The organism is Streptomyces sp. NPDC001108, from assembly GCF_053598535.1.
Map to the genome: position 1 here is coordinate 251,330 of NZ_JBSFKL010000002.1, position 24,274 is coordinate 275,603.

Sequence of the window (24,274 nt, forward strand, 5' to 3'; positions counted from 1 at the left end):
CTGCGTTATCCCTTCACGGCGCCGTCGGTGAGGCCGCTGACGGCCTTGCGCTGCAGGAAGACGAAGAGGATCAGGATCGGGATGGCGAAGATCGAGGCGGCCGCCATGGTTGCGCCCCAGTCGTCGCCGAACTGGCTCTGGAACTGGGACAGCCAGAGCGGCAGCGTCTTGGCCTCGGGGTCCTTGTTGAGGATGAGGACCAGCGGGAACTCGTTCCACGCGGTGATGAAGCCGAAGAGCGAGGTGGCCATCAGGCCGGGGGCGAGCAGCGGCAGGATGACCTTGATGAAGGCCTGCGGGCGGGTACAGCCGTCGACCATGGCGGACTCCTCCAGTTCCTTGGGCACCGCGGCAACGTAGCCGCGGAGCGTGAGGATCGTGAAGGGGAGCACCATCACCATGTAGAAGAGCGTCAGCGGAACCAGGCTGTTGAGCATGTCCGCGTCGCGCACCAGGAGATAGATCGCGATGACCATGACTTCCCAGGGCGCCATCTGAGCGATCATGAAGACGAGGATCATGCCCTTGCGGCCCTTGAAACGCATGCGGGCCAGTGCGAACGACGCGAAGAGCGCGATGATCAGCGAGAAGGACACGGCGAGCAGGGTGACCGTCAGCGAGTTCCCGACCAGGGTCAGGAAGTTCGGCGCGTTGTACGCGGTCTTGAAGTGCTCGAAGGTGATCTCGGTGGGGAACCAGACCGGGGTCTCGGTGATGATGTCGCCGGTCGGCTTGAAGGCCGTGCTGAACATCCAGTAGACGGGGAAGACCAGCCCGACGAAGAGGATGAGGGCGAGGGCGTTGGGCCAGATGCGGCCGAACAGTGAGCGCTTCACAGCTCGTCCTCCTCTTGCTTGAGAACGATGCGGAGGTAGTACGAGGTCAGCCCCAGCATGATCAGGATGGTGAGCAGCGAGATCGCCGCGCCCATGCCGTAGTGCTGGTTGCCGACACCTTCGACGAAGGCGTAGATCGGCAGGGTCTCGGTGAGGCGGTTGGGGCCGCCCTCACTGATGGTGAAGATCTGCGGGAACGCCTTGAAGACCCAGATGACCTCGAGGAAGGTCGTGGCGTAGAGGAAGGGCCGCAGGAACGGCATGGTCACCGAGGTGAAACTCTTCCAGCTGCCGGCGCCGTCGAGGGAGGCCGCCTCGTAGAGCTCCTTGGGGATGGTCGTGGTCGCCGCGTAGAGGTTGATCGCCACGAACGGGATGGACTGCCAGACGATCATCAGGGTGACCACGAAGAACGTGGAGAACTGCGATCCGGTCCAGTTGAAGTCGGCCATCGAGTGCCAGCCGAGCTTGTCCAGCACGTAGTTGACCACGCCGAAGCGGGAGGCGAAGAGCCACTGGTAGACGGTGGACGCCGCCACGATCGGCATGGCCCAGGCGAGCACCAGGCCGATCAACAAGGTGAACCGCATCTTCTTGCCGAGGCGGGCGAGCAGCAGGCCGACCAGGGTACCGATGATCATGATCAGCGCGACGTTGGCGGCGGTGAACACGATCGTGCGGAGGGTTACCCTCCAGAAGTCCTCTCCGGTGAGGATCTCCTGGTAGTTCTTGAAGCCGTTCCACTCGGTGACATGCTGGATCAGCTGCCCCATGTTGAGGTTCTGGAACGACAGCATGGCGTTCTTCACCAGGGGATACCCGAGGAAGATCGCCGTCACCGCGAGCGCGGGAACCATCAGCAGGTACGGCGCGGCGCCGATACCCACTCTCCGCTTCTTCCCCCCGTGCTGCCCGACGGGTGGTATCCCGTCCCGGCCGCGGCCCGCGGCCGTCCCGGCCACGTCCGAGGGATCGGTCTGCACTGCCATGCTCGCCATCTCTTCCAACAAAGCCCTACACGGAACGATGCGTACGGCCGGGGGCGGCGGGTCGGAACCCGCCGCCCCCGGCGCGGGACGCGCTAGCTGCGAACTACTGCTGCTGGCTGAGGCGCTTGTTGAGCTCGCCCTCGACCTGCTTGGCGGCGTCGGCGGGCGACTTACCCTGCAGGACCAGCGTCATGTAGGTCTTGATCGGGTTCGGCGGGTTCTCGACCGGCGCCCACTCCGGGATCAGCGGCGTGGTGCCACCGGACTTGGCGGCGGCGGGGCCGGCGGCCTCGGCGGCGGGCTGACCGACGGTGTACTTCTGCATGGCGTCGTTCTTGGGGGACCAGCCGGCCTCCTTGATGAGCGCGCCGTCGTTCTCCTCGGAGAGCGCGATCTTCAGGAACTCCTTGGCCAGGTCCTGCTTCTTGCTGCCCGCGGCCACGGCGAGGTTGGAGCCGCCGAGGAAGACGCCCTCGGGCTTGTCGGCGGTCTCACCGGGGATGGTGAAGAAGCCGATGTCGTCCTTGAGCTTCGGGTTGGCCTTGATGGCGGTGCCGGCCTCGTAGCCCATGGCGATGATGGCGCCGGTCTTGCCCTTGGCGAAGACCTCGGCCTGCTGCGGGGTGGCCTCGTCCTTGTCCTTGGGGGCCTTGGAGTAGGACTGGTACTTCTTGTACACATCCATGGCCTCGGCGACCTTCGGGTCGGCCAGGTTGGAGACGTACTTGTCGCCTTCCTTCTTGACCGGGGAGACGTCCTTGCCGACGAGCAGGCCGTCGAAGAAGTACCAGTTCTGGCCGGGCAGGTAGATCGGCTCGGCGTCGCCCTTCTTCTCGATGGCCTCGAAGGCCTTGAAGAGGTCGGCGCGGGTCTTCGGCGTCTCGGTGATGCCAGCGTCCTTGAAGACCTTCTTGTTGTACATGACGACGCGGTTGCCCACGTACCACGGCAGGGCGTACTGCTTGCCGTCGTAGATGGAGGGCTGGTTGACGCCGTCGGCCCAGGCGGAGCCGATCTCCTTCTTGAGGTCGCCGAGGTCGGCGAGGCCGCCGGTCTTGGCGTAGGCCGGGGTCTGGGTGTTGCCGATCTCCAGGACGTCCGGCGGGTTGGACTCCGAGAGGGCGGTGGTGACCTTCTGCTGGATGCCGTTCCAGTCCTGGACTTCGATCTTCAGCTTGGCCTTGGTCTTCTTCTCGAACTCCTCGGTGACCTTCTTGGTCCATCCGTCGGGGTTCGAGCCGGACATCGTCCAGACGGTCAGCGTCTGACCCTTGTAGGCGTCGGGACCGGCCTTCTTGCCGCTGTCTCCGCCGTCGTCGGACCCACACGCGGCGAGGCCGATCATCATGCCCGCGACGCCGATCGCCGCGATGAGCTTGCGCTTCACGCCAAACCCTCCTCAGGGATACTGCAACCCCGCCCACCGCGAAGACATTCGACGAGTACTGCTGGGGCTGGACCTGGTCTTTAATGGTTTAGACCAGTACCGGGAGCTTGGCCTAGACCTTTTGGGGTGTCAAGGGTGTATAAGAAGTGCACTCGCGTCCGTTATAGGACCGACACCTAAGGGAGGGCGACCAGCCGTGACCGGACCGTGCCACCATGTGAGCCGCGACAGACGGAGGAGCCGGTGACGGCAGCAACGCAAGCGTCGGGAAGGCGGACCATGGGTGCCGACGGGGGCAGTACGGAGAACGAGACGGGCGCGGCCACACGCACGGCACGCGTCCCGAAGTACTACCGGCTGAAGCGACATCTGCTGGACATGACGGACACCATGCCGCCGGGCACCCCCGTGCCCCCTGAGCGGACCCTGGCCGCCGAGTTCGACACCTCGCGCACCACCGTGCGCCAGGCGCTCCAGGAGCTGGTCGTCGAGGGCCGGCTGGAGCGCATCCAGGGCAAGGGCACCTTCGTCGCCAAGCCGAAGGTCTCGCAGGCCCTCCAACTCACCTCGTACACCGAGGACATGCGTGCCCAGGGGCTGGAACCGACGTCCCAGCTGCTGGACATCGGCTATGTGACGGCCGACGACACCCTCGCCGGGCTGCTCGACATCACCACCGGCGGGCGGGTGCTGCGGATCGAGCGGCTCCGGCTGGCCAGCGGCGAGCCGATGGCGATCGAGACCACACACCTTTCGGCCAAGCGCTTCCCGGCGCTCCGCCGCTCCCTGGTGAAGTACACCTCTCTCTACACCGCGCTGGCCGAGGTCTACGACGTACGGCTGGCCGAGGCCGAGGAGACCATCGAGACCTCGCTGGCCACCCCGCGCGAGGCCGGGCTGCTCGGCACCGACGTGGGTCTGCCGATGCTGATGCTCTCCCGGCACTCGCTGGACGGGCAGGGCGAGCCGGTGGAGTGGGTGCGCTCGGTCTACCGCGGCGACCGGTACAAGTTCGTGGCGCGACTCAAGCGGCCCATCGACTGATTCCGGCGGACGGGAGGCCATTTCCGGCCATCCCTTCCCGTGCCACCACCCTCGGGCCCCTGTGGAGCGCACCACTCCGCAGGGGCCTTTCGGCTGCCCTGGTACGGACCAACTCCCGTACGTATGACGCGATCTCACACATACGTACCAACCGGTCGGACCGTTGTCGGACCGCAATGCGGACAGGGGGTGACGGTGACCGGAACCTCCCCTAGATTTCCTGCGCATTACAGGGTGATCAGCGAGGGGACGGAGTCGCCGCATGTCCGTGGAACCAGAGGAAAAACCGCCCACCATCACACCGGTCAGAGTGGTCGTCGCGCTCTGTCTGGTCGCGCCGTTCGTGGCGATGCTCTGGGTGGGTTCGTACGCGAAGGTGGACCCCACCTTCATCGGCATCCCGTTCTTCTACTGGTACCAGATGCTCTGGGTGCTGATCTCCACCGCGCTCACGATGGTCGCGTACAAGCTGTGGCAGCGCGACCAGCGCGCCCGCAAGGGGGGTGAGCGCGCATGAAGGACGGCGTGAACGGCGTCGCGCTCGGCGTCTTCATCTTCTTCTTCGTGGCGGTCACGGTCATGGGCTTCCTGGCCGCCCGCTGGCGCAGGGCCGAGAACGAGGCCAGCCTCGACGAATGGGGTCTGGGCGGACGCTCGTTCGGCACCTGGGTGACCTGGTTCCTGCTCGGCGGCGACCTGTACACGGCGTACACCTTCGTCGCCGTACCGGCGGCGATCTACGCGGCGGGCGCGGCGGGCTTCTTCGCCGTTCCGTACACGATCCTGGTGTACCCGCTGATCTTCACCTTCCTGCCCCGGCTGTGGTCGGTCTCGCACAAGCACGGCTACGTCACCACCTCTGACTTCGTCCGCGGGCGGTTCGGCTCGAAGGGGCTGTCGCTGGCGGTCGCCGTCACCGGCATCCTCGCCACCATGCCGTACATCGCGCTCCAACTCGTGGGCATCCAGGCGGTGCTGGACGTGATGGGCGTCGGCGGCGGCGAGAACACGCACTGGTTCATCAAGGACCTGCCGCTGCTGCTCGCGTTCGCGGTGCTCGCCGCGTACACCTACTCGTCCGGGCTGCGCGCGCCCGCGCTGATCGCGTTCGTCAAGGACGGGCTGATCTACCTGGTCATCGCCGTGGCGATCATCTACATCCCGATCAAGCTGGGCGGCTTCCACGACATCTTCGCCAAGGCGGGCGAGGCGTTCTCCGAGACCAGTCCGACCACCGGCAAGCCGCGCGGCGCACTCGCCCCGGGCGAGGCGGGCCAGTGGGGGTACGCGACCCTGGCGCTGGGCTCGGCGCTGGCGCTGTTCATGTATCCGCACTCCATCACGGCGACGCTCTCCAGCCGCAGCCGCAACGTGATCCGGCGCAACACCACGATCCTGCCGCTGTACTCGCTGATGCTGGGCCTGCTGGCGCTGCTCGGCTTCATGGCGATCGCCGCCGGGATCAAGGTGGACAACGGGCAGCTCGCCATCCCGCAGCTGTTCGAGAACATGTTCCCGGACTGGTTCGCGGGGGTGGCCTTCGCCGCGATCGGCATCGGCGCGCTGGTGCCCGCCGCCATCATGTCGATCGCCGCGGCGAACCTCTTCACCCGCAACATCTACAAGGACTTCCTGAGGCCCGACGCCACCCCGGAGCAGGAGACCAAGGTATCCAAGCTGGTGTCGCTGCTGGTCAAGGTCGGTGCGCTGGCCTTCGTCCTCACCATGGACAAGACCGTCGCGATCAACTTCCAGCTCCTCGGCGGGATCTGGATCCTCCAGACGATGCCGGCCCTGGTCGGCGGGCTGTTCACCCGCTGGTTCCACCGCTGGGCGCTGCTCGCGGGCTGGGCGGTCGGCATGGTGTACGGGACGGTCGCCGCGTACGGGGTCGCCTCGCCGACCCAGAAGCACTTCGGCGGTTCGTCGGCGGAGATCCCCGGCATCGGCGAGATCGGCTACATCGGCCTCACCGCGTTCGTGCTGAACGTGGTCGTGACGGTGGTGCTGACCTTCGTCCTGAACGCCGTGAAGGCGCCCGCCGGTACGGACGAGACCTCGCCGGCCGACTACACGGCCGACGCGGGCGACCCGGGCGTGCGGGCGGAGCTCCCGCCGGCCACCGCGGGGGCTCCGGGCGGCCACTGACGGCCCGCTTCCCGGCGCCCCGGGAACACCCTCCGGCAGGGCCCGTCACCGGGCCTCCACGGCCCGTTCCCGCCCCTTCCCGAGGGGCGGGGGCGGGCCGCCCGCCGTTGCGGGAGCGGCCTGATCCTGCGTCGTACGACACAACATGTGGGGGCTGCCTCATCGGGCGGCCCCCACATGTATGCTCATCCTCGCTGTCGTCGCAGGGGAATCCGGTGCGAATCCGGAACTGTCCCGCAACGGTGTATCCCGTGCGCTTTTGCGCACCCGAGCCAGTCCGAGGACCTGCCGACAGCGCATCCGGCTCGACCGAACCGGATGCCCAGACGTCCGGGCCTCGCGGTTGGGCCGGTGGACGCCGCGCGGAGTGCTGCCCCGGCCCGGGTGCGTCCTTCGCGGGCTGCCCCGTTCCCCCGCCGGCCCCGAGCCGAGCGTGGGAGAGCAACACGTGACCATCGCGCCAGCCGATCCGGCTTCAGTCGCCGCGTCCGTCGAGTCCGAGGCAGCCGCACAGGACGGTCCCGGAGCGGCGCTGCTGCGGACCCTGACCGCCCTCACCGCCGATCTGCCCGACACCGACCCCGGCCGGGTCGCCGCCGCCGCCCTGCGCGGCCGCAGCGCGCGGGCGGACGAGGCGGAGCTGCGTGCGCTGGCCACCGAGGCGGCCGCGGGCCTGATCTCCGAGGACCCCGCGTACTCCCGGCTGGCCGCCCGCCTGCTGACCCTCGCCATCGCGGACGAGGCGGCGGGCCAGGGCGCGGTCTCCTTCTCCGCGTCGGTCGCCGTGGGGCACCGCGAGGGCCTGATCGCGGACCGCACCGCCGCCTTCGTCGCCCGGCACGCACCGGCGCTGGACGCGCTGGTGGACCAGTCCCTCGCCGACGGCGCGGACGACCGCTTCGGCTACTTCGGGCTGCGCACCCTGCACAGCCGCTACCTGCTGCGCCACCCGCACACCCGCCAGGTCGTCGAGACCCCGCAGCACTTCATGCTCCGGGTGGCGTCCGGGCTCGCCGAGGACGAGTCGCAGCGCGCCCTGGACGAGGTGGCGGCGCTGTACGGCCTGATGAGCCGGCTCGACTACCTGCCCTCCTCCCCCACCCTGTTCAACTCCGGTACCCGGCACCCGCAGATGTCCTCCTGCTACCTGCTGGACTCGCCGCTGGACGAGCTGGACTCGATCTACGACCGCTACCACCAGGTGGCCCGGCTCTCGAAGCACGCGGGCGGCATCGGCCTCTCGTACTCCCGTATCCGCTCGCGCGGTTCGCTGATCCGCGGCACCAACGGGCACTCCAACGGCATCGTGCCGTTCCTCAAGACGCTGGACGCCTCGGTCGCCGCCGTCAACCAGGGGGGCCGCCGCAAGGGCGCCGCCGCCGTCTACCTGGAGACCTGGCACGCGGACATCGAGGAGTTCCTGGAGCTGCGCGACAACACGGGCGAGGACCAGCGGCGCACGCACAACCTGAACCTGGCGCACTGGGTGCCGGACGAGTTCATGCGCCGGGTCGAGGCGGACGGCGAGTGGTCGCTGTTCTCCCCGGTCGACGTGCCCGACCTGGTCGACCTGTGGGGCGACGCGTTCGACGCCGCGTACCGGGCCGCCGAGGCGAAGGGGCTGGCCCGCCGGACGCTCCCGGCCCGCGAGCTGTACGGCCGGATGATGCGCACCCTCGCCCAGACCGGCCAGGGCTGGATGACCTTCAAGGACGCCTCCAACCGGACCGCGAACCAGACCGCCGAGCCGGGCAGCGTCGTCCACTCGTCGAACCTGTGCACCGAGATCCTGGAGGTCACCGACGACGGTGAGACCGCCGTCTGCAACCTGGGCTCGGTCAACCTCGGCGCGTTCGTCGCCGGCGGCTCCATCGACTGGGAGCGGCTGGACGCCACCGTCCGCACCGCCGTGACCTTCCTGGACCGGGTCGTCGACATCAACTTCTACCCGACCGAGCAGGCGGGCCGCTCCAACGCCCAGTGGCGCCCGGTGGGCCTGGGCGCCATGGGGCTCCAGGACGTCTTCTTCCAGCTGCGGCTGCCGTTCGACTCGCCGGAGGCCCGCGCGCTCTCCACCCGGATCTCCGAGCGGATCATGCTCGCCGCCTACGAGGCGTCCTGCGAGCTCGCCGAGCGCTCGGGCCCGCTGCCCGCCTGGGAGCGGACGCGCGCGGCGCGCGGGGTGCTGCACCCCGACCACTACGACACCGGGCTGAACTGGCCGGAGCGCTGGGAGGCGCTGCGCGCCCGGGTCGCGAAGTCCGGCATGCGCAACTCGCTCCTGCTGGCCATCGCGCCGACCGCGACGATCGCCTCGATCGCCGGGGTGTACGAGTGCATCGAGCCGCAGGTCTCCAACCTCTTCAAGCGCGAGACGCTCAGCGGTGAGTTCCTCCAGGTCAACGCGTACCTGGTGGAGGAGCTGAAGCAGCTCGGCGTGTGGGACGCGCGGACCCGTGAGGCGCTGCGCGAGGCGAGCGGCTCGGTGCAGGGCTTCGCCTGGATCCCCGAGGACGTGCGGGCGCTGTACCGCACCGCGTGGGAGATCCCGCAGCGCGGCCTGATCGACATGGCGGCGGCCCGTACCCCGTTCCTGGACCAGAGCCAGTCGCTGAACCTGTTCCTGGAGACGCCGACGATCGGCAAGCTCTCCTCGATGTACGCGTACGCCTGGAAGCAGGGGCTGAAGACGACGTACTACCTGCGCTCGCGCCCGGCGACCCGGATCGCCCGCGCGGCCTCCGGCCAGGCCGCCGCCGCCCCCCTTCCCGTACAGCAGGCGTCGGCACCCGACGCGGACGCGATCGCCTGCTCCCTCGAAAACCCCGAGTCCTGCGAGGCATGCCAGTAATGAGCTCCACCCACTCCGAGAAGAACCTGCTGGACCCGGGTTTCGAGCTGACCCTGCGTCCGATGCGCTACCCGGACTTCTACGAGCGCTACCGGGACGCGATCAAGAACACCTGGACGGTGGAGGAGGTCGACCTCCACTCCGACGTCGCCGACCTGGCCAAGCTGTCGCCGGGCGAGCAGCACATGATCGGGCGGCTCGTCGCGTTCTTCGCGACCGGTGACTCGATCGTCTCCAACAACCTCGTGCTGACGCTGTACAAGCACATCAACTCCCCCGAGGCGCGGCTGTACCTGTCGCGGCAGCTCTTCGAGGAGGCCGTGCACGTCCAGTTCTATCTGACGCTGCTGGACACCTATCTGCCCGATCCGCAGGACCGGGCGGCGGCGTTCGACGCGGTCGAGGAGATCCCCTCGATCCGCGAGAAGGCCCAGTTCTGCTTCAAGTGGATGGACTCGGTCGAGAAGATCGAGCGGCTGGAGACGAAGGCCGACCGCCGCCGCTTCCTGCTCAACCTGATCTGCTTCGCGGCGTGCATCGAGGGGCTGTTCTTCTACGGCGCGTTCGCATACGTCTACTGGTTCCGCTCGCGGGGTCTGCTGCACGGTCTGGCCACCGGCACCAACTGGGTGTTCCGGGACGAGACGATGCACATGAACTTCGCGTTCGAGGTGGTGGACACCGTCCGCAAGGAGGAGCCCGACCTCTTCGACGACGAGCTCCAGCAGCAGGTCACCGACATGCTGAAGGAGGCCGTGGCGGCGGAGCTCCAGTTCGGCCGCGACCTGTGCGGCGACGGGCTGCCGGGCATGAACACCGACTCGATGCGGCAGTACCTGGAGTGCGTCGCCGACCAGCGCCTGACCCGGCTGGGCTTCCCGGCGGTCTACGGCTCGGAGAACCCGTTCTCGTTCATGGAGCTGCAGGGCGTGCAGGAGCTGACGAACTTCTTCGAGCGCCGCCCGTCCGCCTACCAGGTCGCGGTGGAGGGGTCCGTCTCCTTCGACGACGACTTCTAGGCGGAAGAGGCCGGTCCCGCCGGGTACGCGGCGGGACCGGCCTTCTGCTGTACGGGGGACTCGGGGCGGTGGCCCCGGACACGGCATCAGACGCGGGCCCAGCTTCTGACGTACGGGCGTCTCGGGGCGGGGGCGGGGGCCGGGGCCTCCGCGGCGCGCAGCTCGCGGTCGATGCGGCGCTCCCGGGCGAGCCCGGCCAGGGTGGGTGCCAGGAAAAGAACGATGAGTGCGGAGATGCCGAGTACGTTCTCGATTGCGGTCATGGCTCCACTCTCGCCCCCGCCGAAGGATCGCGGCAGTGGCAGGACTGTCATGGAGCATCGAATTACTGCCACACTGGTGCCATGCTGAACAATGTCGCCGCACTGCTGCTGGACGAGGTCCACCCCTTCGAGCTGGGGGTGCTGTGCGAGGTCTTCGGGCTCGACCGCAGTGACGAGGGGCTGCCGTTCCACGACTTCGCGGTGGTCTCGGCCGAGGGACCGGTGCTGCGCACCCACGCCGGTTTCACCCTCAGCACACCGCACGGCCTCGACCGTCTGGAGGAGGCCGACCTGATCGCCATCCCGGCCGGCGGCCACTACGTGGACCGGGAGTACCCCGAGGATGCCCTGGACGCGCTGCGCCGGGCGGTGGACCGGGGCGCCCGGGTGCTGAGCGTCTGCTCCGGCGCGTACGTGCTCGGCGCGGCCGGGCTGCTGGACGGGCGCCGCTGCACCACCCACTGGCGGCACACCGAGGAGCTGGCCCGCCGCTACCCGCGGGCCGTCGTCGAGCCCGACGTGCTGTACGTGGACGAGGGCCAGATCATCACCTCGGCCGGAACCGCCGCCGGGATCGACGCCTGCCTGCATCTGATCCGGCAGTCCTACGGGCCGGACGCCGCCAACGCCATCGCCCGCCGCATGGTGGTGCCGCCGCACCGGGACGGCGGGCAGGCCCAGTACATCGAGCGGCCGCTGCCCCGCACCTCCTGCGACACCGTGGGCGAGACGCTCGTCTGGATGGAGCGCCACCTCGACGAGGAGATGACCGTCGACCAACTGGCCGCGCAGGCCCACATGTCGCCGCGCACCTTCGCCCGCCGCTTCCAGCAGGAGACCGGCACGACGCCGTACCGCTGGCTGCTGCGCCAGCGGGTCCTCCTCGCGCAGCACCTGCTGGAGACGTCCGACGAGACGGTGGACACCATCGCCGGGCGCACCGGTTTCGGGACCGCCGCCGCCCTGCGCCACCAGTTCGTCCGCTCCCTGGGCACCACGCCGAACGCGTACCGCCGCACCTTCCGCGGACCGGGCGCCGTCGTCGACGTGGCCTGAACCTCGGCAGGTCTGACGTCGGACGATTCGTCCAAGCGCTCGCCGCACCTGTCCATGGACCGATGCCCGGCGGGCCCAGCAGGGTCTCGGGCATGGACATGCAGAAGACAGGACGAAGGACCATCGGGGCCCTGGTCGTCGCGCTCGCCGCCGCACTGCTGCCCTGGCAGAGCGCCTCGGCCACGGACTCCCCCACCACCGCTGCCCCGCCCGAGGTACTGCCCTCGCTACGGCAGTGGCAGCCCGCCGAGGGCGAGTTCACCCTGACCGGCCGGACCCGGATCGTGCTGGCCGGGGTGCGGGACGGCCGGACGACCGCCGATGCCCGGCGGTTCGCCGGTGAGCTGGCCACCGGCCGGGCCCCGGTGACGCGGGGCGCGGCGGCCCGGGGCGGGGACGTCGTACTGCGCCAGGACCCCTCGCTGAAGAGCTCGCTGGGCACGGAGGGCTACCGGCTCGATGTCGGGGACCGGATCACGGTCACCGCCGCGACCTCCACCGGCGTCTTCTACGGCTCCCGGACCGTGCTCCAGTTGCTGAACGACGACGGCAGGGCCGCGCGCGGCACCGCGACCGACGTACCCGCGTACCGGGAGCGCGGAGTGGGCGTCTGCGCCTGCTACATCAATGTGTCGATTCCCTGGTTCGAGCGGCTGCTCAAGGACATGGCGTCCCAGAAGCTCAACCAGTTGTGGATCGAGGCCAAGGTCAGGAGCGACACCGACCCGGCGTCCGCCTTCTGGGGCTACTACACGAAGCCCCAGGTCCGCGCCCTCGTCGCGCTGGCGAAGAAGTACCACGTCGAACTGGTCCCGGAGATCAACTCCCCCGGCCACATGGACACCTACCTGGAGAACCACCCGGAGCTCCAGCTCAAGGACCGCGACGGGGTCTCCTCCCCGCCCCGCCTCGACATCTCCCGGCCCGAGGCGCTCACGTACTACACCTCGCTGGTCGACGAGGCGCTGGAGGTGTGGGACACCCGCTCCTGGCACATGGGCGCGGACGAGTACATGATCGGCTCCTCCTACCCCGACTACCCCCAGCTCCAGGCCGCCGCGACCGCGCGGTTCGGCGCGGACGCGACCCCGGACGACCTCTTCGTCGACTTCGTCAACCAGGTCGACGCGCATGTACGGGCGGGCGGCCGGTCGCTGCGGATCTGGAACGACGGCCTCATGGGCCGCAACGGCGTGGTCCGGCTCGATCCCGACATCACCGTCGAGCACTGGCTGGGCGGCGGATCCATCCAGAAGCCGTCCGCGCTGCTCGCCGAGGGCCGCCCGGTCATGAACTCCGCGTACGCCCTGTACCTGGTGCGCGGCGGCTACACCAGCCGTACCCGTGAGCTCTACGAGAGCGACTGGACGCCGCTGCGTTTCGAGGGTGAGACCTTGCCCGCGCGGTCGGCCGGTCTCACCGGGGCGAAAATCAGCCTGTGGCCGGACAGCGCGGCGGCCGAGACCGAGAACGAGGTGGAGGCCAAGACGTTCATGCCGCTGCGTTTCCTGGCCCAGGCCACCTGGGGTGGCCCCAGGCCGAGCGACAGCTACGACGGCTTCGAGGCGATGGCCCGCCGGATCGGCCACGCCCCGGGCTGGTCGAACACCGACCGCACCCCGCTGCCCGACGGCACGTACCGGCTGACGTCGGGCGCCAAGTCCCTGTCCTCCGCTGACGGTTCGGGGGTGTCCCTGGTCCGGGGCGGCACCACCGCATGGACGCTGGCGGCGACCTCCGACGGCTACTACACGGCGCGCCCGGCCGGCACGGATCAGTGCCTGGACGCGGTGCGCGGGAGGAAGTACCTCGGGGCGCCGCTGGAAGTGGGGGCCGAACTCTCGCTCGGCGACTGCTCCACGGCCTCACGCACCCAGCGCTGGCAGCTCGACACGGCGGCCGGGACGCTCGTCCTGCGCAACGCGATCTCTCAGCTCCGCCTGACGGAGCGGGCCGCCGACGGCGCCGCCGTCCAGACGACGGACGGCACCCGGCTGACCGCGCTCGCCGTCTGATCCGCCGGACGGAGAGGTCCCGCGCACCGCGCCCTCGGGGCCGGCGCGCGGGACCGGTGCGTCAGATGCCGCAGCTGGGCGCCGACCAGTAGTGCGAGGGGCCCTGGTTCACATGGATGTGGTCGTTGTGGCCCGGGTAGCCGGGGCCGAGGATCCCGTTGAAGCCGTGGTTGCGGGCCTGCTTGGCGATGGTGCACAGCGCGTGCGGCCCGGCGCCGAGGTCGACGGCGTCCCCGTACATGTGGCGGCTGTTGGAGGCGCCGCCGACCGCCGAGTTGCAGGGGGCGGAGCGGAAGCCGCTGGTGACCCGGAGCGGCTGGTCGCCCAGCGCGTGCCGCAGCGCCTCCAGCTTCCACATCGAGCTGAGCGCGTTGGCCTTCGCCGTTCCGGCCGCGACCTTGCCCCCGGCCCAGGTGCTGTTGCACGTGTTCAGCTCGGGGTACGTGAAGTGTGCCGGGGTGCAGTCGTTGTCCTGGAGCGCGTAGATCTTGGCCTGGGTGGCGGGGCCCGCGATGCCGTCGGCGGCGAGGCCGTAGGCGGCCTGGAAGCGCTTGACGGCGGCGGTCGTGGCCGGCCCGTAGGACCCGTCGATGGCGAGCACCGCGTTGTAGCCGGGGTAGCCGGCCACCCGGATCTGGAGCTGGACGACGTCGTTGCCGGTGGCGCCGGGGGACAGCGTGCGGGTCCAGGTGTAGCAGCCGTCGGCCTGTGCGGTGCCGGCGGTCATCACGGCACCACCCAAGGCGAACGCCATGGTCATGACAAGGCCGAGCAGGAGTCGTGCGGTGCGTTTGAGCATGAGGGGGCTCCCAACACGAAAGAGGTGTGGGGGGAAAGACTGGCGGACGAGTCGACGCGCGTCAACTTCTCGTAAAGGAACGGCAATTGACAGTTCCGGAACGGGACGGCGGACGGGCCCGGTCCCCCGCCGAGGAGGACCGGGCCCGTCCGCGGAAGCCCGACACGTACGTACGGATCAGTCGTTCGGCACGGTCTCGTAGCGCGGCGTGCCCTCGGCCATCTGGCGCAGCGCGTCCTTGCGGTCGCGCTTGGAGAGCCGGTCGATGTACAGGTAGCCGTACAGGTGGTCCGTCTCGTGCTGGAGGCAGCGGGCGAAGTAGCCGGTGCCCCGGACCCGGATCGGGTTGCCCTTGGCGTCCTGCCCCGTGACCACCGCGTAGTCCGGGCGGGCCAGCTCGGCGTACGCGGTCGGCACCGAGAGGCAGCCCTCGTTGGAGTCGTCCAGGACCCGGAGCTCGGGCGCCAGCTCCTCCAGCACCGGGTTGCAGACGACGCCCACGTGTCGTACGCCCTCGTCGTCCGGGCAGTCGTAGACGAAGACCTTCTGGTCGACGCCGATCTGGTTGGCGGCCAGGCCGACGCCCTCCGCCGCCCGCTGGCTCGCGAACATGTCGTCGATCAGCGTGGCCAGCTCGTCGCCGAACTCGGTGACGTCCGCGCACTCCTTGTGGAGCACCGGATTGCCGACGACCGTGATCGGACGGGCGGTGCCGCGCTCGCGGTACGCCGCCTCGCGCGCCTCGCAGTCCTCCGTGTCCACGACGAATCCCTCGTCGTCGAGGGTGATCTGCTCGTCCGTCTCCTGCTGCGCCATCTCCGCCGTACGCCTTCCTCAAAGCCGAAACCGGCCGCCCGGCAGTCCCGGGACCCGGTTGCCCGTGCACCGCGACCGGTGTCCGTACAGCCTACGGGCACCGGTCAGCAGACTTCTTCCAGATCCCGCCACTCGCGGCTGTCCGGACTGTCGGCCACCCAGCCGTCCAGCAGACCGCGCACCAGCCCGGCCGGCGCGGCTATCCCGCACTCCCGCTCGGGCACCCAGAGCTCGCCGGAGGTGCGGTGGCCCAGCGGACCGGGATGGCCCGGCTCGCTGTGGTCGTGCGGGTCGAGGTGCTCGCCGTCGCCCTCGTCGCTCTCCATCCGGCTCTCCGAGCAGGCCCGGCAGAGCAGCCGCACGGAGGACGACCAGTCCTCGGCGGCGAACCCGGCGTCGGAGGCCAGCCGCTCCAGCGCGTCCCGGTCCTCCTCCGTGGCAGCCTCCAGCAGCACCACCCAGGTCGGCACGGGGGACGGCGCCCACAGCTCGATCTCGTCGAAGACGGGGTAGGAGGGCCCGGCCGCGGTCACCCGCTCACCGTTCGGCACCCCGTCGTGCAGCACGACCTCGCCCCAGCGGCGGCCGGAGGACGGCAGCGGGATGGAGAGCACCTCCATCCGGGCCGGATCGAGCCTGCGCCCCCAGACCACCTCGGCCTCGCCCTCCGGCGACAGCCGCACCGCGGCGCTGCCCAGCTCCATGCCGACCGGCTCGCTGTTGGCCGCGGAGACGTGCGGGCCGGTGCCCGGCACCTTCAGCCCGTACGCCTGCCAGGCCCGGCGGGCCAGCGGCCAGTCCTGGAGCGCGGTGGCGGCGATGCCCACGTTCCACCAGTCCGGAGCGCCGGACTCCTTGCCCAGCAGCGCGACGGCCCGCAGACCGGCGGATCTGGCCTGTTCCCAGTCGTGCCGGAACTTGTGCAGCAGCGCCAGGTTGAACCACGACTCCGAGAGCCAGGGTTCCAGGTCCGCCGCACGCGTCAGCAGCGCGCCCGCGTCCTCGTACCGGCCGTCGCCGATCAGCGTGAACGCGCGGTCCGTGGCCTGCCGCCAAGAGGCGGAGGGCCGATGCCGTACCTTCCCGAAGATCCTCACGATTCCCGCCTGTCCCGACTGGACACCCTCTGATTTCCACTCTCTTCGCATCCAACCATGCCGGGCCGGACGCCCGCTCATTACCCGTGGGTTACCCGGGCGGGACCGGGACCGGAGCGCCCCGCGCCAGGACCCTGGCCAGCGACTCCACGACTTCGGGCTGATAGTCGTGGGCCGTGCCGAGCCTGAGTTGTTCGAGCGCACCCAGTGGCCCGATGAGACCTTCCCCGCAGAGGTCGTCGTATGCGTTGACGACCCTGACGATCCTGGCGGACAACGGCTGCTCGCGGTAGGGGTCGGCCTGCCGTTCCACGACGACGGCGACCTCGGCGTCCACCCCGGTCTGCCGGACCACCGCGCCGCCCAGCAGGGCGATGCGGCGCTGCTCGGCGGCGGGCAGGGTGGCCGTCGCCCCGGCCGGGACCGGGTCGACCAGCGAGAGCTGGCCGATGTCGTGCATCAGGGCGGCGTACTCCAGGACGGTCAGCCGGCTCCCCGAGAGCCCCAGCTCGCGGCCGACGGCCCGGCAGAGCACCGCGACCCTGCGGGCATGGCCGGGCGGGGTGTACCCGGCGATCTCGGTGGACCGGGCGAGCGAGGCGATGGTCTGCCAGTAGGTCGTGCGGACGGCGACGAAGCGGCGGAAGGAGACCTGGGTCAGCAGCAGCGGTACGCAGAGCACCGGCAGCGCCCACAGCCCGGCGACGGCCACCCCGATGGCCATCACCACCCCGGTGGCACCGACCGCCGAGCCGATGCCGACGAGGCCGCGCAGCTCGTCGCGGAGGAGCGGCGGGTAGGGGTGGCGGGTGCGGGCGCACAGCAGCAGGGCCGCCAGCACGGCGTCGCACAGCGCGGTCAGGACCAGGATCAGGACCAGCACGAGGACGTAGTACGGGCCCTCGGCGAGCAGTCCCCCGGCATACAGGGGCTGGAAGCAGACCGCGGCGAAGGCGACCGTCAGGACGCGGCGGGCCACCCGGTCGGGAGAGGGCCCGGTGCCGCGCGCCACATGCGGCACCGAGGCGACCAGCTGGGCCGCGACGAGCACGGCGACCACCTGGTGCACCCCGTGCGTGGTCGGCGTACCGCCGCTGCGGCCGAGCAGGGCGTACGCCAGCGCCCCGGCGGCGCCGAGCGGCGCGGGCTCGCGCTCCCCGGGCAGCGCGCCCCAGCGGGTCAGCTCGCCGAGCGCGATCAGCACCCCGAAGACGAGGGCGTGCCCGGGGTCGTGGACGCCCTCCCAGAGCGTGCGGCCGAGCCCGGCGGCGGCGAGCAGCACCGCGGCGACCCGGACGGCGGGGGCGCCGAGGAGCACGAGGGGCGCTCCGGCCCCGGTGCGGGTCATCCGCGGCGGTCCGCGGACGCCTGCCGCCCCGCCGCGGGACCGGCCTCCTCGGCCGCCGCCGGCGCGGGGACCCGGCCGGGAGCGGGCCCGTCCGCCGCCCCGGCCGCCGTCTCCGGCGCCCAGCCGTGCCGCTCCAGGCCGCGGGCCAGCGCCCGGACCATCCGGGGGTCGAACTGCGTGCCCGCGCACCGCTTGAGCTCCGCCAGCGCGGCGGGGACCGGCCGGCCCCGCCGGTACGAGCGGGTCGAGGTCATCGCGTCGAAGGCGTCGGCCACCGCGACCACCCGGGCGAACTCCGGGATCTCGCGCCCGCTGAGCCCGTACGGGTATCCGGTGCCGTCGAGCCGTTCGTGGTGGTGGAGGATGGCGGCCCGCGCCTCGCCGAGGAAGCCGATTCCGCGCACGATCTCGTGTCCGTACTCGGGGTGCAGCTCGATCACCTGCCGTTCCTCCGGGGTGAGCGGCCCGTCCTTGCGGAGCACCCGGGTGGGGACGCCGAGCTTGCCGACGTCGTGCAGGATCCCGGCGAAGCGGACGACCTCCATCCGGTCCTGGTCCATGCCGAGTTCCCGGGCGATCAGGACGGAGGCCCGGCCGACCCGCTCGCTGTGGCCCCGGGTGTACGTGTCCTTGAGGTCGACGGCCTCGACCAGGGCCCGGATGGTGGCGCGGTGCGCGGCGTGCTCGCGGTGGTACTGCGCGAAGACCCAGCAGGAGATGTACATCGGCAGCAGGACGAGGAGCGCGGAGAGCGGCCCGTACGGACCGTGCCACAGGACCGCCATCATCAGTCCGGCCAGCCCGTGCACCAGGTGCGGCCCCAGCGAGCGGCCCGGCAGCCCGCTCCAGGCCCGTCGCGGCGGGACCCGTTCGGCGACGGCCAGGACCGATCCGTCCAGCGCCGCCAGCACCAGGCTGAAGGCGAGCACGGCGGCGCAGCCGGGCAGCATCGCGTACGGGAGGTCGGGGAGCCGGCCGGGGCCGCCGAGCGTGGCCGGGCCGCCGAGCAGTCCGTGGACGGTGGAGGCGGCCCAGACCGTGACGGCGAGCTGCGCGGCCCGCCAGACGCGCCGCTCGGCGGCGGGCGGCCGCTCCACCCGCCCGACGAGCGAGCCGGGCACGGCGACCAGGGCCGCGGCGGCGGGCGGCAGCAGGAAGGCGGCGGCGAGCAGCAGCGGAAAGAACGATCCGGCACTGATCGGCAGGGAATTGCCGGGGAAGGGGCGGCGGCCGGGGAGCTCGCAGACGAGATAGAGCCCGGCGAGCAGCGCGGTGGTGCCCCAGGGTGTTCCGGCGCCGCCGGACAGCGCGGGGGCGGCACAGCACACGGCGCCTGCCGCGACGGTCGCGATGAACGCGCGGGCCGCCCCGCCTGTGGCTCTCACCCGCTCGCCCCGCCCTCCGACGTCGTCAATGGAGGCGCCACGCTAGCGATTGGTGCGAGCGGTCGAGCGTCAATGAGCCCGATTAGCACATTCGGGTGATGCGGGGGCGGCGGCCGGGGCGGACCGGCCGCCGTGGGTCACTCCTTGGCGGCGGTCGGCTGCTCGCTGTCCGCGGCCGTGATGTCCTGCTCGGGGACGGCCTGCCCGGAGCGGATCAGGTCGATCCGGCCCATCACCTTGGACCGGAGGTCACTGGGCACGTCGTCCTGACCGCAGCACCGCTTGACCAGCTTCTTGACGGCCTGCTCCAGGCCGTACTTCTCCAGGCACGGGGAGCACTCCTCGAAGTGCACCTCGAACTTGGTGCAGTCGCTGTCGGGCATCTCGTGGTCGAGGAACTCGTAGAGATGGTCGAGGACTTCCGAGCAGTCCGTCTCGTGCGGCTCTCCGCAGCTCATGAGCCCGAGCCTTTCCGATCGTCCGACTCTCCGGCACCGGCCGGGACGAGCCCGCGCTCACGGGCGTAGTCCTCCAGCATGCCGCGCAGCTGGCGGCGGCCCCGGTGCAGTCGGGACATCACCGTACCGATGGGAGTCCCCATGATGTCCGCGATCTCCTTGTACGCAAAGCCCTCGACATCGGCGAGGTAGACGGCGATGCGGAACTCCTCGGGGATCGCCTGGAGAGCGGCCTTCACGTCGGAGTCGGGCAGGTGGTCGAGCGCCTGGGACTCCGCGGAGCGCAGACCGGTCGACATGTGCGACTCGGCGCGCGCCAGCTGCCAGTCCTCGATCTCCTCGGCGGCGCTGCGCTGGGGCTCGCGCTGCTTCTTGCGGTACGAGTTGATGAACGTGTTGGTGAGGATGCGGTACATCCACGCCTTGAGGTTGGTGCCCTCGCGGAACTGGTGGAACGAGCCGTACGCCTTCGCGTACGTCTCCTGGACCAGGTCCTCGGCGTCCGCGGGGTTGCGCGTCATGCGCAGCGCGGCCGAGTACATCTGGTCGAGGTATCCGAGCGCGTCCCGTTCGAAGCGCGCGTTGCGCTCGGCGGGCGACTCCTGTGCGCGGCCGTCGTCGGTCCCCGTATCGGTCCCAGTGACCGGACCCACCTCCTCCAACGCCGTGGCGGAACCGAGACCGGATCCGCTCGAATCGGAGAATAGTCGACCTTGCTTCGGGACGGGCTGTCGATCCTTTCCGCCCAGCCCCCGCTCGGGAGTGGTCCTGGCCGCATGCAGCACCGTCCACTCCAGGTCAGCGGTGTTCGAGCGGTGCGGGCAGATGGTCGGACCCATGCGACGGACTCCCTTTCCACAACGACGTCTGTGTACCGATGACTCGGACAACAGCGGCCCCGCGCCCGGCATTCCCGAGGTACGCCACAGGGGTACGCGGGGGTGCCGGGGGCACGTCGCGGCACACCGGCCCGGCCCGTCCCGGCCCGTCGCAAGGGGTGCGTCAGCTCACATCCGTCACACCGCCGGGACGGCCGTCACGCCAGGTCGGCCAGCCACCCGGTCACGGCACCGGTCAGGAGTTCCAGCGCCGCCTCCTGGCCGGGTTCGGCCCGCTTCGGCACGGCGAAGCCGTGGTCGCCGCCGGGCACCTCGGCGATCCGGTACTCCCCCGGCGGGAACTCGGCGGGGCGGCCGAACGGGTCGCGGCCGCCCTGGACGACGAGGGTGGGGACGCCGGTGGAGAGGAGCTCCTCGGCCCGGGACTTCTCCGGCCTGCCCGGCGGGTGGAGCGGGAAGGCGAGCGCGAGCACCCCGCACGCGCCCAGCTCCGCCGCCGTCCGGCAGGCCACCCGGGCCCCGGCGCTCCGACCGCCCGCGACGACCGGCGCGCCTTCGGCGGCCAGCGCGGGCCAGAGCCCCCGCCATCCGGTGTCCAGGGTCTTCGGGGCGGGCGCGACCTTCTTCCCGGCCACCCGCCACGGCTGCTCCACCAGGGCGACGGTGATCCCGTGGGCGGGGAGCGCGGCGGCCAGGGCCGTCAGGTCGCGGGCCTCGATGCCGCCGCCCGCGCCGTGCCCGAGGGCCAGCACCAGGCGGGGGTCCGCGCCGCCGGTCGCGCGATGCCAGGTGATCCTCGCCGGTCCGGCGCCGGTGTCGACCAGGTCGGTGGTGCGGGCGTCGCGGCCCGCCTCTGCTGTGCTCACGCGTCCCATCCTCCCGCCGCCGCCCCGGAAGTCAGAAGAGGGTGCCGATCTCCGGCGCGGCCAGCTCCTCCAGCAGTTCGGGGCCGTTGTTGCGGACGTTGCTGACGGCCGTGGACACCGGGTAGGCCCGCATCAGCCCGGCGGGCGGCGGCGCGAGCAGCGCCCGTACCTCGTCGACGTCGGTGCGGGCCGGGTCGAGCCAGGCGTCCCAGCGGTCCGGGGTCAGCATCAGCGGCATCCGGGGGTGGATGTCGGCGAGCGTGGCCGGGCCCTCGGCCGGGGCGACCGCGAGCGGGGTGGTCTCCGCCTCGGTGGTGATCACCGAGCAGGTCGCCCACCAGGCCATCGGGTGGTCGGCCGGAAGGGTCCGGTCGCGCCAGAACTCGTACAGTCCGGCCATCGCGAACACCGAGCCGTCGGCGGGCGTCACGAAGTAGGGCTGTTTGCGCGGCCGCTTGCGCTTCCCCGCCTCCTCCAGCTGCCGTTCGTCGGCGCCGGTGACCCACTCGTAGTAGCCGTCGGCGGGCACGATGCAGCGCCGCGCGGCGAAGGCGCTCCGGAAGGACGGCTTCTCGTGGACGGTCTCCGCGCGGGCGTTGATCATCCGGGCGGCACCTTCCGGGGACTTGGCCCAGGACGGTACGAGCCCCCATTTCAGTACCCGCATCTGGCGAACCGGACGGCGGTCCCCGGCGTCCTTCAAAGGGCGCTCCACGATGACGTGGACCTCCTTGGTGGGGGCCACGTTCCAATCGGGCGCCAGGCTCTCGGCCGGCTCCCACTTCTCGACCTGGAAGAGCTCGGTCAGGGCCTCGGGCCGCCGGCTCGCCGCATACCGTCCGCACATGAGTGCCAGACTGCCACGACCGCCGCACCGGCAGGACGCCGCTACCGCACCCCGAAACCACGAGGAGCCGCCCGCACCATGGACAGCACCGATCTGGGCAATCTCTGGGACCGGGTCTTCGGCACCCAGCCGGCCCCCGAGCAGTGGCTGGTGGTGGTGACCGGCACGCTGGCGCTGATCGTCACCGTGCCGAACCCGCTGTGGCGGCTGACCCGCAACGCGGTCACCATCGCGCACGAGGGCGGCCACGGGCTGATCGCGCTGCTCACCGGGCGGCAGCTCTCCGGCATCCGGCTGCACTCGGACACCAGCGGGCTGACCGTGAGCCGGGGCAAGCCGACCGGCATCGGCATGGTCCTGACCGCCGCCACGGGCTACACCGCCCCGTCCCTGCTGGGCCTCGGCGGCGCGTGGCTGCTGACCGAGGGCCGGATCACCCTGCTGCTGTGGGTGGCCACCGCGCTGCTCGCGGCGATGCTGGTGATGATCCGCAACGTGTACGGGGCGCTGACGGTGATCGTCACCGGCTCCGCCTTCCTGCTGATGTCCTGGCTGGCCTCGCCGGACTGGCAGGCGTTCTTCGCGTACGCCGTGGTCTGGTTCCTGCTGCTCGGCGGGGTGCGTCCGGTCTTCGAGCTCCAGTCGAAGCGGCGGCGCGGCGGGGCGCCGGACTCGGACGCGGACCAGTTGTCGAGGCTGACGGACGTACCGGCCGCGCTCTGGCTCTTCCTCTTCCACGCGGTGTCGCTCTGCTCGCTGATCGGCGGCGGGCGCTGGCTGCTCGGGCTCTGAGACGGCGAGGGCCGGTACCGTTCCCCACCCTCGGAAAGTGACCGGTTTCGACGCTTTCGGCAAGGATTGCGCACGGTGGGGAGCCACTAAGGTAAGGACCATGACCGAGAGTTCCGCGCACCCTGCCCTCTGGCCCGCCCCGCACGCGACGGGGGCCGTCGACGCGACGGTCACCGTCCCCGGATCGAAATCGGTCACCAACCGCGCGCTCGTCCTCGCCGCGCTCGCCGCCGAGCCCGGCTGGCTGCGCCGCCCGCTGCGCTCCCGCGACACGCTGCTGATGGCCGAGGCGCTGCGCTCGATGGGCGTCGGCATCGAGGAGGGCGTCGGGCCGGACGGCACGGGCGAGGCGTGGCGGGTCATCCCGGCCGGGCTGCGCGGCCCCACCACGGTCGACGTCGGCAACGCCGGTACGGTGATGCGCTTCCTGCCGCCGGTCGCGACCCTCGCCGACGGGCCGGTCCGCTTCGACGGCGACCCCCGTTCGTACGAGCGCCCGCTGACCGGCGTGATCGACGCGCTGCGGACGCTCGGCGCCCGGATCGACGACGAGGGGCGCGGCTCGCTGCCGATGACGGTGCACGGCGGCGGGGCGCTGGAGGGCGGCACCGTGGAGATCGACGCCTCCGCCTCGTCCCAGTTCGTCTCGGCCCTGCTGCTGTCGGCGCCGCGCTTCAACCAGGGCGTGGAGGTCCGCCACACCGGCTCCCGGCTCCCCTCCATGCCGCACATCCGGATGACCGTCGACATGCTGCGGGCGGTCGGCGCGCAGGTCGACGAGCCGGAGACGGGCGGCGAGCCGAACGTCTGGCGGGTCTCCCACTCGGCCCTGCTCGGCCGTGACCTGACCATCGAGCCCGACCTCTCCAACGCCCAGCCGTTCCTCGCGGCCGCGCTGGTCACCGGCGGCCGGGTCACCATCCCCGACTGGCCCGAGCGCACCACCCAGCCGGGCGACGCCCTGCGGGAGATCTTCACGGCGATGGGCGGCAGCTGCGAGCTGACCGCGCGCGGCCTCACCCTCACCGGCTCCGGCCGGATCCACGGCATCGACGCCGACCTCGGCGAGGTCGGCGAGCTGACCCCGGTCATCGCCGCGCTCGCCGCGCTCGCCGACTCCCCCTCCACCCTGAGCGGCGTCGCCCACCTGCGGCTCCACGAGACGGACCGGCTGGCCGCGCTCACCAAGGAGATCAACGAGCTCGGCGGCGACGTCACCGAGACCGCCGACGGCCTCCACATCCGGCCCCGTCCGCTGCGTGGCGGTACCTTCCATACGTACGACGACCACCGGATGGCGACCGCCGGGTCGGTGATCGGCCTGGCCGTCCCCGGAGTGGAGATCGAGAACGTGGCGACAACCGCCAAGACCCTGCCGGACTTCCCGCGGATGTGGACCGGAATGCTCGGGGCCTGAGA

Annotated in this window: 22 protein-coding genes and 1 riboswitch; of the genes, 9 read left to right on the plus strand and 13 right to left on the minus strand. The window is 71.0% G+C overall.

The window, feature by feature from the left end; all coding sequences use genetic code 11:
• Positions 1 to 5: 5 nt before the first annotated feature.
• The 3 genes from ACWC97_RS05950 to ACWC97_RS05960 form a co-directional block, all read right to left on the minus strand.
• Entirely contained in the window at positions 6 to 836 is an 831-nt protein-coding gene (locus ACWC97_RS05950) for a carbohydrate ABC transporter permease (RefSeq protein ID WP_352278402.1), read from the minus strand.
• A complete protein-coding gene (locus tag ACWC97_RS05955) occupies positions 833 to 1,825 on the minus strand; it encodes a carbohydrate ABC transporter permease (RefSeq protein ID WP_352278400.1) in 993 nt (330 codons plus the stop codon). The genes ACWC97_RS05950 and ACWC97_RS05955 overlap by 4 nt, the downstream gene beginning before the upstream one ends.
• Before the next feature lie 103 nt (positions 1,826 to 1,928).
• Positions 1,929 to 3,212 (minus strand): extracellular solute-binding protein, encoded by a 1,284-nt coding sequence (locus ACWC97_RS05960; RefSeq protein ID WP_352278398.1) that lies wholly within the window; start codon positions 3,210 to 3,212, stop codon positions 1,929 to 1,931.
• 279 nt (positions 3,213 to 3,491) lie between these two features.
• Between ACWC97_RS05960 and ACWC97_RS05965 the strand changes: the two genes are divergently transcribed.
• From ACWC97_RS05965 to ACWC97_RS05985, 5 genes are all read left to right on the plus strand, one after another.
• Entirely contained in the window at positions 3,492 to 4,256 is a 765-nt protein-coding gene (locus tag ACWC97_RS05965) for a GntR family transcriptional regulator (RefSeq protein WP_352278397.1), read from the plus strand.
• A 262-nt stretch (positions 4,257 to 4,518) separates the two neighbouring features.
• Positions 4,519 to 4,773, plus strand: coding sequence for a DUF3311 domain-containing protein (locus tag ACWC97_RS05970; protein WP_352278395.1), 255 nt, complete (start codon positions 4,519 to 4,521; stop codon positions 4,771 to 4,773).
• Complete coding sequence (mctP, locus tag ACWC97_RS05975; protein ID WP_450647682.1) at positions 4,770 to 6,404, plus strand: monocarboxylate uptake permease MctP; 1,635 nt, start codon at positions 4,770 to 4,772, stop codon at positions 6,402 to 6,404. The genes ACWC97_RS05970 and mctP overlap by 4 nt, the downstream gene beginning before the upstream one ends.
• Before the next feature lie 181 nt (positions 6,405 to 6,585).
• Positions 6,586 to 6,711, plus strand: a riboswitch (cobalamin riboswitch).
• 141 nt (positions 6,712 to 6,852) lie between these two features.
• Entirely contained in the window at positions 6,853 to 9,255 is a 2,403-nt protein-coding gene (locus tag ACWC97_RS05980; protein ID WP_450647684.1) for a ribonucleoside-diphosphate reductase subunit alpha, read from the plus strand.
• On the plus strand, positions 9,255 to 10,274 hold the full coding sequence (locus ACWC97_RS05985) for a ribonucleotide-diphosphate reductase subunit beta (protein ID WP_352278390.1): 1,020 nt from the start codon (positions 9,255 to 9,257) through the stop codon (positions 10,272 to 10,274). Before ACWC97_RS05980 ends, ACWC97_RS05985 begins: the two co-directional genes overlap by 1 nt.
• A gap of 86 nt (positions 10,275 to 10,360) precedes the next feature.
• On the opposite strand, the gene ACWC97_RS05990 is transcribed toward ACWC97_RS05985, so the two are convergent.
• On the minus strand, positions 10,361 to 10,537 hold the full coding sequence (locus tag ACWC97_RS05990; protein WP_352278389.1) for a hypothetical protein: 177 nt from the start codon (positions 10,535 to 10,537) through the stop codon (positions 10,361 to 10,363).
• A gap of 81 nt (positions 10,538 to 10,618) precedes the next feature.
• Here ACWC97_RS05990 and ACWC97_RS05995 point away from each other — a divergent pair, with 81 nt between their 5' ends.
• On the plus strand, positions 10,619 to 11,593 hold the full coding sequence (locus ACWC97_RS05995) for a helix-turn-helix domain-containing protein (protein ID WP_352278388.1): 975 nt from the start codon (positions 10,619 to 10,621) through the stop codon (positions 11,591 to 11,593).
• A 92-nt stretch (positions 11,594 to 11,685) separates the two neighbouring features.
• Positions 11,686 to 13,608 carry a family 20 glycosylhydrolase gene (locus ACWC97_RS06000; RefSeq protein ID WP_450647687.1) on the plus strand — a complete coding sequence of 641 codons (1,923 nt, stop codon included), beginning with the start codon at positions 11,686 to 11,688 and terminating at the stop codon, positions 13,606 to 13,608.
• Between the two features lie 61 nt (positions 13,609 to 13,669).
• Here ACWC97_RS06000 and ACWC97_RS06005 read toward each other — a convergent pair whose 3' ends face one another.
• The 9 genes from ACWC97_RS06005 to ACWC97_RS06045 form a co-directional block, all read right to left on the minus strand.
• Positions 13,670 to 14,407 (minus strand): D-Ala-D-Ala carboxypeptidase family metallohydrolase, encoded by a 738-nt coding sequence (locus ACWC97_RS06005; protein ID WP_352278386.1) that lies wholly within the window; start codon positions 14,405 to 14,407, stop codon positions 13,670 to 13,672.
• Positions 14,408 to 14,584: 177 nt separating this feature from the next.
• A complete protein-coding gene (gene def, locus ACWC97_RS06010) occupies positions 14,585 to 15,223 on the minus strand; it encodes a peptide deformylase (RefSeq protein WP_352278384.1) in 639 nt (212 codons plus the stop codon).
• Between the two features lie 104 nt (positions 15,224 to 15,327).
• Positions 15,328 to 16,320: a tetratricopeptide repeat protein gene (locus ACWC97_RS06015; RefSeq protein WP_352278382.1), complete on the minus strand. Its 993-nt coding sequence runs from the start codon at positions 16,318 to 16,320 to the stop codon at positions 15,328 to 15,330.
• Between the two features lie 91 nt (positions 16,321 to 16,411).
• Positions 16,412 to 17,668 (minus strand): HD-GYP domain-containing protein, encoded by a 1,257-nt coding sequence (locus ACWC97_RS06020; protein WP_450647690.1) that lies wholly within the window; start codon positions 17,666 to 17,668, stop codon positions 16,412 to 16,414.
• On the minus strand, positions 17,665 to 19,053 hold the full coding sequence (locus tag ACWC97_RS06025; protein WP_352278378.1) for an HD-GYP domain-containing protein: 1,389 nt from the start codon (positions 19,051 to 19,053) through the stop codon (positions 17,665 to 17,667). Before ACWC97_RS06025 ends, ACWC97_RS06020 begins: the two co-directional genes overlap by 4 nt.
• A 137-nt stretch (positions 19,054 to 19,190) precedes the next feature.
• Complete coding sequence (gene rsrA, locus ACWC97_RS06030; RefSeq protein ID WP_352278376.1) at positions 19,191 to 19,511, minus strand: mycothiol system anti-sigma-R factor; 321 nt, start codon at positions 19,509 to 19,511, stop codon at positions 19,191 to 19,193.
• Positions 19,508 to 20,164 (minus strand): sigma-70 family RNA polymerase sigma factor, encoded by a 657-nt coding sequence (locus tag ACWC97_RS06035; protein WP_352278374.1) that lies wholly within the window; start codon positions 20,162 to 20,164, stop codon positions 19,508 to 19,510. Before ACWC97_RS06035 ends, rsrA begins: the two co-directional genes overlap by 4 nt.
• A 383-nt stretch (positions 20,165 to 20,547) precedes the next feature.
• Entirely contained in the window at positions 20,548 to 21,216 is a 669-nt protein-coding gene (locus ACWC97_RS06040) for an alpha/beta hydrolase family protein (protein ID WP_352278373.1), read from the minus strand.
• Positions 21,217 to 21,247: 31 nt separating this feature from the next.
• Positions 21,248 to 22,063: an SOS response-associated peptidase gene (locus ACWC97_RS06045; RefSeq protein ID WP_352278371.1), complete on the minus strand. Its 816-nt coding sequence runs from the start codon at positions 22,061 to 22,063 to the stop codon at positions 21,248 to 21,250.
• A 78-nt stretch (positions 22,064 to 22,141) separates the two neighbouring features.
• Between ACWC97_RS06045 and ACWC97_RS06050 the strand changes: the two genes are divergently transcribed.
• A complete protein-coding gene (locus ACWC97_RS06050) occupies positions 22,142 to 22,855 on the plus strand; it encodes a M50 family metallopeptidase (protein ID WP_450647694.1) in 714 nt (237 codons plus the stop codon).
• Between the two features lie 100 nt (positions 22,856 to 22,955).
• Positions 22,956 to 24,272 carry a 3-phosphoshikimate 1-carboxyvinyltransferase gene (aroA, locus tag ACWC97_RS06055; protein ID WP_450647696.1) on the plus strand — a complete coding sequence of 439 codons (1,317 nt, stop codon included), beginning with the start codon at positions 22,956 to 22,958 and terminating at the stop codon, positions 24,270 to 24,272.
• The last annotated feature ends 2 nt before the right edge of the window (positions 24,273 to 24,274 follow it).